Source organism: Mycobacterium sp. NGS58 (genome assembly GCF_059812385.1).
In genome coordinates this window covers 59,759-71,648 of the sequence record NZ_JCALCO010000002.1, presented here as the reverse complement: position 1 = coordinate 71,648, position 11,890 = coordinate 59,759, and the positions used below count along the sequence as shown (strand labels likewise).

Genomic DNA, 11,890 nt, shown 5'->3' with positions numbered 1-11,890 from the left:
TTCCATGGTCAGGCCCGCTCAGACGGCGCGCAGCGAGCGCACTCGCGAGGCGCTGCGCCAGGCGGCCCTGGTGCGATTCCTGGCCCAGGGCGTCGAGGACACGTCGGCCGAGCAGATCGCCGCCGACGCCGGGGTCTCGCTGCGGACCTTCTACCGCCACTTCGGCTCCAAGCACGACCTGCTGTTCGCCGACTACACCGGGCTGCATTGGTTTCGTTCCGCGCTGGACGACAGGCCGGCCGACGAACCCATCATCGATTCGGTGCAGGCGGCCATCTTCTCTTTCCCGTATGATGTCGACGCCGTGACCAAAATCGCCGCACTGCGGCAAGACGAGCTGGATCCCGGCCGCATCGTCCGGCACATCCGGGAGGTCCAGGCCGACTTCGCCGACGCCATCGCAGCCCAGCTGCAGCGGCGCAGCCGCCGGGCCCACGGCGCGCATCCGACGGCGGACCAACGAGTGCGTGCCGCGGTGACCGCCAGATGCATTGCCGCCGCGGTGTTCGGCGCGATGGAGGTCTGGATGGTCAGCGACGAGCGGTCTCTGGGAGAACTCGCGCGGCTGTGCCATGCGGCGCTGGAGTCGCTGCGAGCCGGGATCACCGACTCCTGGGTCACGGCGGCCGCCCGTTGAAGTTTCGTCATAATTGACAAAACTTTGCCGTCGTGCGAGCCTCCATTCCGGAGGGCAGGACATGACTGATTACGACGCGATAGTTATCGGTGCCGGCCATAACGGGCTGACCGCGGCCGTGCTGCTGCAGAAGGCCGGACTGCGCACCGTGTGCCTGGATCCCAAGCTGTACGCGGGCGGCATGGCTTCCACCGTAGAGCTTTTCGACGGATACCAGTTCGAGATCGCCGGCTCGGTGCAATTCCCGACCTCGCAGGTGGTGGTCGACGAGCTGGGCCTGGACACCATACCCACGATCGACCTGGACGTGATGTCGGTGGCGGTGCGCGGTGTCGGTGACGATCCGCTGGTCCAGTACAGCGACCCCGTCAAGCTGTTCACCCATCTCAACGAGGTGCACGGGGCGGACGCCGTCAACGGCATGGCGGGGCTGATGGCCTGGAGTCAGGGGCCCACCCGTGCGCTGGGCCGATTCGAAGCCGGAACGCCACCCAAGAGCATCGACGAGATGTATGCCTGTGCCACAAACGAATTCGAGCGCTCGGCGATCGACGACATGCTGTTCGGATCGGCCACCGATGTGCTGGACCGTTACCTGCCGGACCGCGAGAAGCATGGAGCGCTGCGCGGCTCGATGACCGTGCTGGCCGTGAACACGCTCTACCGGGGTCCGTCCACGCCGGGTAGCGCGGCCGCGCTCGCCTTCGGCCTCGGCGTGCCCGACGGCGACACCATGCAGATGAAGAAGCTGCGGGGCGGCATCGGGGCGCTCACCTCGCACCTGTGCGACGTGCTGGCCGGCCACGGCGGTGAGGTTCGGTTGCGTACCAAGGTGACCGAGATTCTGGTCGCCGACGGGCGGGTGACGGGGGTGCGCACCGAGGCCGGGGAAACGCTGAATGCCCCGATCGTGATCTCCGGCATCGCGCCGGACGTCACGCTCAACGAGATGATCGATCCCGCCAAGCTGCCCGCCGACATCCGGGAACGCTACGCGCGCATCGACCACCGCGGCAGCTACCTGCAGATGCACTTCGCGCTCGAGGAGGCTCCCGCGTTCGCCGCGCCATACGAAGCCCTCAACGAACCGGCAATGCAGGCCTCGATCGGCCTGTTCTGCACGCCCGAGGAAGTCCAGCAGCAATGGGAGGACGCGCGCCACGGAATCGTGCCGGCCGACCCGACGGTCGTGTTGCAGATCCCATCGCAGAACGACCCGGGCCTCGCGCCGGAGGGCAAGCATGCCGCGTCCGCGTTCGCGCTGTTCTTCCCGATCGAGGGCGATGTGGACTACGGGCAGGCCAAGGTCGAAATGGGCCAGCGGGTGATCGAGAAGATCACCCGGCTCGCCCCGAACTTCGAACGCAGCATCATCCGGCACACCACCTTCACGCCCAAACACATGGGCGTGATGTTCGGCGCCCCCGGCGGCGACTACTGCCACGGCCTGTTGAATGCCAACCAGATCGGTCCCAACCGGCCGGGCCCGCGGGGGTTCCTTGGCCAGCCAATCCCGATCGAAGGGCTCTATCTGGGCAGCGCGGGCTGCCACGGTGGCCCGGGCATCACGTTCATCCCCGGCTACAACGCGGCCCGACAAGCCCTCGCCGACCGGGGCCGCTGAAAGGCGTCCTAACCGCGCCGGCCCAGCAGTTCGTCCAACAGGGCGGTGAACTCGTCGGGGCGCGCCGGAGTAAATGCGGGGGAGGGCCGGGTGCCCGGGACATCCAGCGTGATCAGCGTCGACTTGAACGGCCGGCCGATATCCAGCGGCAGCCAGCGGCGGAAGTCCGAACTGCCCCATATCCGGAACCGTTGGGTGAAGAGACCCAGCCGCTCGGCCTTGTACCCACGGATCGCCTCGAGCGAGATCACCTTCGCCGTTCCCGATGGAAAGTGGTAGCGGCGCAACGTGATCGCCGCACGGTCCAGCTGGACGAGGCCGTCATCGTAGGAGTCGCTCACGCCCGCGAGCTCCTCAGCTGGTGGCCCTTCGCGGTCAGGCAGCGCCCGTCGTCCAGGCGCCACTGCCACCCATGCAGGTTGCAGGTCAACGTGTTTCCTTCGACCACGCCGAATTTCGACAGGTCGGCCTTGAGGTGGGGGCAGCGGCGCTGAATCTCCCATCCGTCCAGCGTGACCGAGGCCGAGTCATCGTGCGTCTCGGCGAACCAGCCGTCGGCGTAAGCGATGCGTTCGTCGGTCAGGCATTTGAAGAACGTATAGAGGTACTCGTTGTAGCCGCCGACCCGCCAGGCCCGGAAACGGGTCGACAGGAAGATGGTGTTGACCCAGTCAGGCTCGCCGTCGCGCAGCACTGTGCGAACCAGCTCCGGTGCTATCGCGAATCCGTACCGAACTTTCTCGTCCGGAATACGTTCCCGCACAGTCCGTTTCGGAAAATCCAGGACCACGGTCTCCGGCCCGAGCACCAGTTCGACGGGGTAGCCGATCCCGTCGCAGATTTCGTCGCTCTGCGACATGATCGGCTCGAACAGCGCGCGCAGCGGCTCCAGCAGCGGCTCCCCGCTCGCCGGCGCCCAGCTCGCCCGCTGCGCGGCGACGACGGGTGCCATCCGCTCGGCGTAGTCGGCGATGTAGTCGGCCTTGCCCGTGGTGAAGATGGCTTCGACCTCATCGGTCGGCAGCGGATGGGTCAGCGAATTCAGGGTTGAGCCGCTGAAGTCGGCGGTCGACCCGGGGATCATCAGCAACCCGCCGTCGTTGCCGTGCCTGCGCATCTGGTCCAGGAAAACCATCTGGTCGGGAAAGATGTTGGCAGGATCGCCGTGGTCGTCGTTGAGGTCGCGCAGCTCGGGATCCAGGAAGCAGGGCGGTCCCGCGGAAGGGACCACCCACGTCGCCCCGACCTGCGCGAGGTACTGGCGGGCGCGGTCCATCTGCCGCTGCCGCTTCTGCACGCCGAACGACTCCTTGGCGCGGGCCGGCATGTCGTAGACCATCGGGTACCAGATGGCCCCCGAGTACTGCAGCAGGTGCACGTCGATGTGCCCGAACTCGGACGCCAGCACGTCCAGGTCCACCGGCCGCGCGTCGTTCATGTTGAAAACCGTTGTCGCGCCGTCGGAAACCAGCAGCGCCGAGTCACCGATCGGGCCGTCGGCCGGTGCCCGCAGGGCGATGATCATGACGTCAAGGTCGCCGCCCGCGCCGCCGAGCCGGTGTTTGACCGAGTCGCTGGTCTCGAAGAACCGGTGAAAACCCAGCTTCTGCAACTCATTTCGCAAATCGGGCACCGGGAAGTCCGGCAGCAATACCACCGCGTCCTTGTTGACGTGCTCGGCCAGATTCTGCGCGTCGAAGTGGTCCTTGTGCAGGTGCGAGACATACAGGTAGTCGCAGTCGCCCAGCTCGTCCCAGTCCAGGGCGCTATTGTCCGGGAACGGGAACCAGGACGCGAAGTACGCGGGATTCACCCAAGGGTCGCAAAGAATGCTGCCCGCTTGGGTCTCGATCAGAAATCCGGCGTGGCCGACGCTGGTGACCTGCACTGATACCTTCCTGGGGCCGGTAGAAGGCCGTTACGGCCTCGGCCGGCGATGACGACTTTTCAGCCCCCGAGCTTAGCGCGAGCAGGCACCCCGGCCCGCCGCCGCCGTCCGGTGACGGCGCAGGGCGGGGAGCATTAGGCTGAGGTGCTGTGGAACCGGTTTACGGGACTGTCATTCAGCTCGCCCGCCTGGTGTGGCGCATCCAGGGCCTGAAGATCACGATCGCGGGTGAGGAGAACTTGCCGAAGAGCGGCGGTGCGGTGATCGCGATCAACCACACCGGCTACCTGGACTTCACCTTCGCGGGATTACCGGCCTATAAGCAGGGCCTGGGCCGCAAGGTGCGATTCATGGCCAAGCAGGAGGTGTTCGACAACAAGATCACCGGGCCGATCATGCGCAGCCTGCGGCACATTTCGGTCAATCGGCAAGACGGTGCGGCCTCTTTCGAGGCCGCCGTCCGGAACCTCAAGGACGGTGAGCTAGTCGGCGTCTACCCCGAAGCCACGATCAGCCGCAGCTTCGAGATCAAGGAATTCAAATCGGGGGCCGCCCGCATGGCCGTCGAGGCCGGGGTCCCGATCGTTCCGCACATCGTCTGGGGCGCTCAGCGGATCTGGACCAAGGATCACCCGAAGAAGCTGTGGCGTCCGGAGGTTCCGATCACGGTGTTGGTCGGCGAACCGATCGAGCCGACGTTGGGCATCGAGGAACTCAAGGGGTTGCTGCATTCGCGCATGCAGCATCTGCTGGAGCGCGCGCAGGAAATGTACGGGCCCCACCCCGCCGGCGAGTTCTGGGTACCGCACCGGCTGGGCGGAGGTGCCCCCTCCCTGGCGGAAGCGGCCCGGCTGGAGGCCGAGGAGGCGGCCGCCCGGGCGGCGCGGCGGGCCCGGTCCGCAGGGTCGCCGGAGTAGTGATCGATGGCGGAGCCGACCTTTCGCGCTTTGGAGCTTCTGGCTCATCTTCTGGTGAAGGCCACCGGCACCAGGATCACCTACCACGGTGAGGAGCAGATCCCCGAGCGCGGCGGCGCGGTAGTGGCGATCAACCACACCAGCTATGTCGACTTTCTGCCGGCCGCGCTGGCCGTACACCGCCGGGGACGTCGGCTGAGGTTCATGATCAAAGCCGAGATGCAGCAGGTCAAGCCGGTCAATTTCCTGATCAGGCACACCCGCACCATCCCGGTGGACCGCAACGCGGGGGCGGGTGCCTACTCGGTGGCGGTGCAGCGGCTACGCGAAGGTGAGCTGGTGGGGGTGTATCCGGAGGCCACGATCAGCCGCAGCTTCGAGCTCAAGGAGTTCAAGTCCGGCGCCGCGCGGATGGCGATCGAAGCGGACGTCCCGATCGTGCCGGTGATCGTCTGGGGCGCGCAGCGAATCTGGACCAAGGATCACCCACGAAATGTGGGCCGCGCGAAGACACCCATTACTGTGCAGGTAGGCGCGCCGCTACGGGCGCGCGAAGACATCGCGCAGACCGACGCTGCCCTGCGCGACTCGATGACCACCTTGTTGCACCGGGCGCAGGAGCGCTATCCGGGCGAGCCCGGAGCGTATTGGCTGCCGCGCCGGCTGGGCGGCGGAGCGCCGACCCCGGCCGAGGCCGCTCGCAGGGAGGCCACCGAAGCGGCGGCTCGATCGGCCAAAAGGGCCGGGCCCCCGCCGCAGTAGGCGAAGGAGAAGGCATGCCGGAGGGTTTCTACCGGTTGGCGGAATGGGTCGTCCCGCCGATGGTCGCGATGCAGGGCACCAAGTTCACGTATCACGGCCTGGAAAACATTCCCGCGCGCGGCGGCGCCCTGCTGGCCCAAAACCACACCAGCTACCTGGACTGGCTGCCGACGCTGATGGCCGTCCGGGAACGCCGGCGGCGCGCCTACTTCATGATCAAGGCGGAAATGGCCGACGTGAAGGCGGTCAACTACGTCATCAATCACGCCCGGCTGATCCCGGTGGATCGGAGGTCGGGACACGACGCTCTCGATGTGGCCGTACAACGCATGCGCGAGGGCGAACTGATCGGGATGCATCCCGAGGCCACCATCAGCCGCAGTTTCGAACTGCGGGAGTTCAAGACCGGGGCGGCGCGCATGGCGCTGGACGCCCAGGTGCCGATCGTTCCGATCGTGGTGTGGGGCGCTCATCGAATCTGGCCCAAGGATCATCCCAAGAAGGTGTTTCGGAACAAGGTTCCGATCACCGTCGCGGCCGGGCAACCGCTGCCGCCGCGCGGCACGCCCGAGGAACTCAACCTGCTGCTGCGTTCGGCGATGAATGACCTGCTGTATTGGGTGCAAGAGGAATATCCGCACCCGAAAGACGAGTTCTGGGTGCCGCGCCGGCTGGGTGGTAGCGCGCCTACGCAGGAGGATTCCCGGGCCCTCCGGTTGTCGGAGTTGCAGGAGCGGATGAAGAAGTACGGTACCGACGGTGTGACGCGAACGGGTCAGACCCAGAGCGGGTTGCATTGAGCGGTCCGGTCTGCAGCCAATGCGGGCGGCGTCGATGACCCTGCCGGCGCTCGTCGCTTGCGACGTCGACGGCACCCTGTTCGACGACGACGAGAAGATCTCCCCCCGCACCCGCGACGCCATCCGCGCCGCCGTGGCCGGCGGTGCGCAGTTCGTGGTGGCGACCGGCCGTCCGCCGCGCTGGATACGCCCCGTCGCCGACGCGCTGGGCTTCGCGCCGGTGTCGGTGTGTGCCAACGGCGCCGTCATCTATGACGCGGCGACCGACCGGGTGCTGTCCACGCGCACGCTGGCGGTCGACACCCTGGCCGAGTTGGCCGAGGTGGCCACCCGCGTCATCCCCGGCGTGGGTCTGGCCGTCGAGCGGATTGGCGAAAGCGCGCATGACACGGCGACGCCCCAGTTCGTCAGCTCGCCGGGCTACGAGCACGCGTGGCTGAACCCGGACAACACCGAGGTGTCGATCCAGGATCTGCTCAGCGCCCCGGCGATCAAGCTGCTCATTCGCCGGTCCGGGGCCCGCAGCGACGACATGGCCGCCGAACTGGCCAAGCACATCGGTGTCGAGGCCGACATCACCTACTCCACCAACAACGGCCTGATCGAGATCGTGCCGTTGGGGACCAGCAAGGCCACCGGTATCGACGAGATCGCGCGGCCGTTGGAGATTGCCGCCGAAGAGGTCGTCGCGTTCGGCGACATGCCCAACGACCTGCCGATGCTGCGGTGGGCGGGCCACGGCGTGGCGATGGGCAATGCCCATCCCGACGTGCAGGCGGCCGCCGACGAGGTCACCACCACCAACAATGACGACGGGGTGGGCCGGGTGCTGGAACGCTGGTGGCTCTAGCGGCGGGTCATGTCGGCGTCGGATGCGACGGCAGCGAGAAGTGCTCGGCCGGTACCGTTGGGCCGCTTGGCGATTCGGTGGTCAGCGGAACCGTGATCCCGTCCACCACCTCGGTGATGTTTCCCGTCAGCCGCTCATAGTTCAGCGTGCCGTGCTGGAAGTTCTGGGTAATCTGCAGCGGCTGTTGGATTTCCGCGCTGGTCGGCAACCCGAGCGGGCCACGTTCGTAGCTCTGCGAGCCCCACGCGTCGTAGATGGCCCCGGTGACCGGCTGAGGGCCGGTCTCGGGTGACCAGTACATCGCGCCGCGGGCAAAGGTGACGAAACGGGCGTCGCCTTCTGCGCTGTCTTCCGGCGAGGTAGGGGCTCCCAGCACGCTGTTCATTGCGCCCATCGCTTGCCAGTGGTCATAGATCGCACCGCCCTGCAACGCCTGGAGCAGTTCTTCCGGCGGGTCGTTGACATGGGAAGCGATATCACGCATTTCGTCCATCAGCGCGTAGGCGGCGTTGCCTGGGCAATCGGTGTTCCCCACGTCGCGGTGGGTGAAGATGGTCGGCAGCGTTGCGATGGAGCCGGCCGGAAAAGTGGTGTAGTGGCTGCCGGCCGATTCCAGTTGCACCGTGCCCTTCGGATCGACGCCGTCCAGGCCCAGCCGCCAGCCGAGCAGCCGGCCCATCATTCTGAGCTGGATCGGGGTGGGGGGCACGTCGTCGAAGTTGCCGATCATCGCCACACCCCAGGTGTTGCGGTTGAATCCGCCGGTGTGGAAGGCCTCGACCGCCTTGGTGAGACCGCCCGCGCTGCCCTCGAAGACCTGACCGTACTTGTCGACCAGCGCGTTGTAGGCGATGTCGCACCAGCCCAGCGTCTTGCTGTGATAGGTGTAAATGGCCTTGACGATCCCGGCCGATTCAAGCGGCGAGTAGTCATTGCTGCCCGCGGTGTGGTGGACGACCGCAGCCCGAATCCCGTTGTCGTACTGCGGGCTACCGCAGCGCAGCGACTCATCGGCGCCCCATTCGGCTCGGCCGATGATGGGCGGAGCCTGGCCGGGCATCAAGACGCCCGCCGGGGGTGTCCAACGTGTTTTGGCCGGCGCTTGGGGTGGGGAGATGAGGACGGCCGAGATGTTCTGCCCGAAGGGCTGTTCCCGGGAGGCCGGCCTGTAGCCCAGATCGGTCTTCGCGCTGGGAGGCGGCGGGGCCGGTCCCCCCGAAGCGGGCGGCGCCCCCAGGGTCACCGCCGCGTCAAGCGGGCGGGTGACCGCGATCTGGACGGTCGTGGTGGTGCCGACGAACACCGGATCGGTTCCCCGGGGTCCCTCTGTCGCCCCGCCGGGGCGGTCCGGCCCCGTCGTCTCTTCGGCGCCCGCCGGGGGCGCCGCCGGGTCGGGTGCCGCCGTTTCGTACTCGGTCTGATACCAGGGACCCCACGAACCGTCGGGGCGCCTCGCACGCACGCGGGTGGACGTGCCGGCCAGGTCGCCGGTCAGCGCGACCAGAGAAAACGGGGTGACCTGACTGATTTCGCGGACCGTGACGCCCGGGCCGAGTCCGATCAGTGGCTGCTCGACGAGTTGAGTGGCGTGTGACGCGGGCGGGCCGGCGGTCCCGCGATCGCGTGTCGTGTTCGTCACCCACGAGACCAGGACGACAGTCGCCGCCAGGGCGGTGAGCAACATCGTCGGCGCACGACTGCGAGACACCAGCCGATGTTACGTGTGGTTCTGATGTTATTCGTGAGACGACACGAGCCGCGTGCGGTGAATCTCCAAAGATCGACGGCACCGCAGATGATCTGCGGTGCCGTCTTGTGGAGGGTTTGTAGAGGACTAGACCGGGGGCAGTGCCGGTAGTGCACCGGCGGCCGCCGGCAACGCACCGGCCGCACCCGCGGCAGCGGGCAGAGCGCCCGCGGCGGCACCCGGGAGGGCGCCCGCGGCACCCGGCAGGGCACCGGCCACACCCGGCAGGGCACCCGCGGCACCCGGCAGGGCACCGGCGGCGGCACCAGGCAGTGCACCCGCCGCACCCGGCAGGGCACCCGCCGCGCCCGGCAGAGCACTGGCGGCACCAGCGCCGCCATGCATGCCCTGCGTGATGGCCGGCATGACCAAGCCCTTGAGCAGGTCGATCGCCTGGCCGGCGCCCAACTGGTTGGCGGCCTGCATCACATCGTTGACCAGACCGCCGCTGGCACCGCCACCGGTGCCCGAGCCACCGCCCAGGCCGGTAGCGCCGCCGCCAATCGGCGACGCGTTACCGAAGGTGGACGGGTCGCCCAGGATCGGGTAGGTGCCACCGGCGCCCGGGTCCAACCCGGCCCCGGAGTCGATCGGCACCTCGCTCGGCGACATCGCCGGGCCACCGAGACCCGGCGTGACACCGGCCGGGCTGGTCAGCCCCGGGTTGGAGAGCGCGGGGTTGAGCCCGGCACCCGGTGTCGCGACGCCGCCACCAGGGGTGGTCGGCAACGCGCCGGGCGCGGTGAGCCCGGGCGTCATGGGCGCCATGCCGGGGCTGGTCAGGCCGGGACTGGTCAGGCCGGGGCTGGTCAGGCCGGGGCTGGTCAAGCCGGGACTCGTCATGGCCGGGTTGGTCAGGCCCGTCGTCCCCAGACCGGGGGTTCCCAGCCCGGGAGTGCCCAGGCTGGGGCTGGCGAGGCCCGGTGTGCTGGTTGCACCCCCGCTCAGGGCGGGCACCGGGGGCAGGTTGATCCCGAATTGCGACAAGCCCTGCGACAGCGCGCCCATTAGCTCGCCGGGCAGATCGCTCATCACCGCGGCCTGCTTGAACTCGTGATGCTCGGGCGCCTTACTGCCGGCGGTTGATTCGTAAACAAGGAAGTATGCGCAAGGACTCGCCACTGCCAGGGCGGCAACCGCGCTCATGGCTGTTGAGAGCTTGCGTCGGCGTCGGTTCGGCACGGAAGTCTCCTCAATCTGACTATGTGTTGTGTCGGCGCGTCCCACCGCTCCTATCTGGCGGGAATCACACAAAGTCGATGGTACGAGTGGTGGGGCTGTTACTAGAGTGGTGATATTGAATCGTGAGGCTATTGCGACCCCGACTGTGATCGCGGATCCCAGGCGCGCCGACGGCCGTCGTCACCGAGCCAACGCCGCCGCATGGCCTCGCCAAATGGGTTAGGGCCACGCGGTCGGATACCCTAAGCAACCGATGACCGCTCGTTTCGATCTTTTCGTCGTCGGCTCTGGATTCTTCGGACTGACCATTGCCGAGCGCGTGGCTACCCAGCTCGGGAAGCGCGTCCTCGTCGTGGACCGCCGACCGCACATCGGGGGCAACGCCTACTCAGAAGCCGAGCCCCGCACCGGCATCGAGGTGCACAAGTACGGTGCGCACCTGTTCCACACCTCCAACAAGCGGGTCTGGGACTACGTGCGGCAGTTCACCGACTTCACCGACTACCGCCACCGGGTGTTCGCGATGCACAACGGGCAGGCCTACCAGTTCCCGATGGGGCTGGGCCTGGTGTCGCAGTTCTTCGGCAAGTACTTCACCCCGGACGAAGCCCGCAAGCTCATCGCCGAGCAGGCCGCCGAGATCGACACGGCCGACGCCCAGAACCTCGAGGAGAAGGCGATCTCGCTGATCGGCCGGCCGCTCTACGAGGCCTTCGTCAAGGGGTACACGGCCAAGCAGTGGCAGACCGACCCGAAGGAGCTGCCCGCGGCGAACATCACCCGCCTGCCGGTGCGGTACACCTTCGACAACCGCTACTTTTCCGACACCTACGAGGGCCTGCCCGTCGACGGCTACACCGCCTGGCTGCGCAACATGGCCGCCGATGACCGCATCGAGGTCAGGCTGGACACGGACTGGTTCGACGTTCGCGACGAGCTGCGCGCGGACAGCCCCGACGCTCCCGTCGTCTACACCGGGCCGCTGGACCGCTACTTCGACTACATCGAGGGCCGATTGGGTTGGCGCACCCTCGACTTCGAGGTGGAAGTGCTGCCCATTGGGGATTTCCAGGGCACGCCGGTGATGAACTACAACGACCCCGACGTGCCTTACACCCGCATCCACGAGTTCCGTCACTTCCACACCGAGCGCGACTATCCCGCCGACAAGACCGTGATCATGCGGGAGTATTCGCGCTTCGCCGAGGACGACGACGAGCCCTACTACCCGATCAACACCGAGGCCGACCGCGCCCTGTTGGCCGCATATCGAGCCCGGGCGAAATCCGAGACCGCGTCGTCGAAGGTGCTGTTCGGCGGCCGGCTGGGCACCTACCAATACCTGGACATGCACATGGCCATCGCCAGCGCCCTGAACATGTACGACAACGTCCTCGCGCCGCACCTGCGGGACGGCGCGTCCCTGACGGAAGCCCAGAACAAAGCGGAAGGCGCGCGCTGATGCGCGCCACGACGATGCAGA

11 protein-coding genes are annotated in these 11,890 nt (G+C 67.5%); 7 read left to right on the top strand and 4 right to left on the bottom strand.

Going from position 1 to position 11,890, the window contains the following annotated elements:
• Nucleotides 1-4: 4 nt before the first annotated feature.
• Both AC5Y4H_RS02250 and AC5Y4H_RS02245 read left to right on the top strand, forming a co-directional pair.
• Nucleotides 5-637 carry a TetR/AcrR family transcriptional regulator gene (locus tag AC5Y4H_RS02250; protein WP_499978236.1) on the top strand — a complete coding sequence of 211 codons (633 nt, stop codon included), beginning with the start codon at nucleotides 5-7 and terminating at the stop codon, nucleotides 635-637.
• A gap of 61 nt (nucleotides 638-698) precedes the next feature.
• Nucleotides 699-2,261: a phytoene desaturase family protein gene (locus tag AC5Y4H_RS02245; protein ID WP_499978234.1), complete on the top strand. Its 1,563-nt coding sequence runs from the start codon at nucleotides 699-701 to the stop codon at nucleotides 2,259-2,261.
• Nucleotides 2,262-2,269: 8 nt separating this feature from the next.
• Here AC5Y4H_RS02245 and AC5Y4H_RS02240 read toward each other — a convergent pair whose 3' ends face one another.
• On the bottom strand, nucleotides 2,270-2,602 hold the full coding sequence (locus AC5Y4H_RS02240) for a hypothetical protein (protein ID WP_499978232.1): 333 nt from the start codon (nucleotides 2,600-2,602) through the stop codon (nucleotides 2,270-2,272).
• Nucleotides 2,599-4,149: a Rieske 2Fe-2S domain-containing protein gene (locus AC5Y4H_RS02235; protein ID WP_499978230.1), complete on the bottom strand. Its 1,551-nt coding sequence runs from the start codon at nucleotides 4,147-4,149 to the stop codon at nucleotides 2,599-2,601. The genes AC5Y4H_RS02240 and AC5Y4H_RS02235 overlap by 4 nt, the downstream gene beginning before the upstream one ends.
• 149 nt (nucleotides 4,150-4,298) lie before the next feature.
• On the opposite strand from AC5Y4H_RS02235, the gene AC5Y4H_RS02230 reads away from it, so the two are divergent.
• Genes AC5Y4H_RS02230 through AC5Y4H_RS02215 form a run of 4 tightly spaced genes read left to right on the top strand, consistent with a single transcriptional unit; the run spans nucleotide 4,299 to nucleotide 7,478 of the window.
• Nucleotides 4,299-5,066 (top strand): lysophospholipid acyltransferase family protein, encoded by a 768-nt coding sequence (locus AC5Y4H_RS02230; protein WP_499978226.1) that lies wholly within the window; start codon nucleotides 4,299-4,301, stop codon nucleotides 5,064-5,066.
• 6 nt (nucleotides 5,067-5,072) lie between these two features.
• Nucleotides 5,073-5,828 carry a lysophospholipid acyltransferase family protein gene (locus tag AC5Y4H_RS02225; RefSeq protein ID WP_499978224.1) on the top strand — a complete coding sequence of 252 codons (756 nt, stop codon included), beginning with the start codon at nucleotides 5,073-5,075 and terminating at the stop codon, nucleotides 5,826-5,828.
• A gap of 14 nt (nucleotides 5,829-5,842) precedes the next feature.
• Complete coding sequence (locus AC5Y4H_RS02220) at nucleotides 5,843-6,628, top strand: lysophospholipid acyltransferase family protein (protein WP_499978223.1); 786 nt, start codon at nucleotides 5,843-5,845, stop codon at nucleotides 6,626-6,628.
• 34 nt (nucleotides 6,629-6,662) lie between these two features.
• Complete coding sequence (locus AC5Y4H_RS02215; protein WP_499978221.1) at nucleotides 6,663-7,478, top strand: HAD family hydrolase; 816 nt, start codon at nucleotides 6,663-6,665, stop codon at nucleotides 7,476-7,478.
• 7 nt (nucleotides 7,479-7,485) lie between these two features.
• On the opposite strand, the gene AC5Y4H_RS02210 is transcribed toward AC5Y4H_RS02215, so the two are convergent.
• Together AC5Y4H_RS02210 and AC5Y4H_RS02205 are read right to left on the bottom strand one after the other, a co-directional pair.
• Nucleotides 7,486-9,186, bottom strand: a complete 1,701-nt coding sequence (locus tag AC5Y4H_RS02210; protein WP_499978219.1) for an N-acetylmuramoyl-L-alanine amidase — start codon at nucleotides 9,184-9,186, stop codon at nucleotides 7,486-7,488.
• A 126-nt stretch (nucleotides 9,187-9,312) separates the two neighbouring features.
• Nucleotides 9,313-10,407 carry a PirG gene (locus AC5Y4H_RS02205; protein ID WP_499978217.1) on the bottom strand — a complete coding sequence of 365 codons (1,095 nt, stop codon included), beginning with the start codon at nucleotides 10,405-10,407 and terminating at the stop codon, nucleotides 9,313-9,315.
• Nucleotides 10,408-10,660: 253 nt separating this feature from the next.
• Between AC5Y4H_RS02205 and glf the strand changes: the two genes are divergently transcribed.
• Nucleotides 10,661-11,869, top strand: coding sequence for a UDP-galactopyranose mutase (glf, locus tag AC5Y4H_RS02200; RefSeq protein ID WP_499978215.1), 1,209 nt, complete (start codon nucleotides 10,661-10,663; stop codon nucleotides 11,867-11,869).
• The last annotated feature ends 21 nt before the right edge of the window (nucleotides 11,870-11,890 follow it).

Excerpts from the sequence above, each read along its gene's own strand:
- AC5Y4H_RS02250 (WP_499978236.1), top strand. The coding sequence starts at position 5 with ATGGTCAGGCCCGCTCAGACGGCGCGCAGCGAGCGCACTCGCGAGGCG.
- AC5Y4H_RS02245 (WP_499978234.1), top strand. The coding sequence starts at position 699 with ATGACTGATTACGACGCGATAGTTATCGGTGCCGGCCATAACGGGCTG.
- AC5Y4H_RS02225 (WP_499978224.1), top strand. The coding sequence starts at position 5,073 with ATGGCGGAGCCGACCTTTCGCGCTTTGGAGCTTCTGGCTCATCTTCTG.
- AC5Y4H_RS02220 (WP_499978223.1), top strand. The coding sequence starts at position 5,843 with ATGCCGGAGGGTTTCTACCGGTTGGCGGAATGGGTCGTCCCGCCGATG.
- AC5Y4H_RS02215 (WP_499978221.1), top strand. The coding sequence starts at position 6,663 with ATGACCCTGCCGGCGCTCGTCGCTTGCGACGTCGACGGCACCCTGTTC.
- glf (WP_499978215.1), top strand. The coding sequence starts at position 10,661 with ATGACCGCTCGTTTCGATCTTTTCGTCGTCGGCTCTGGATTCTTCGGA.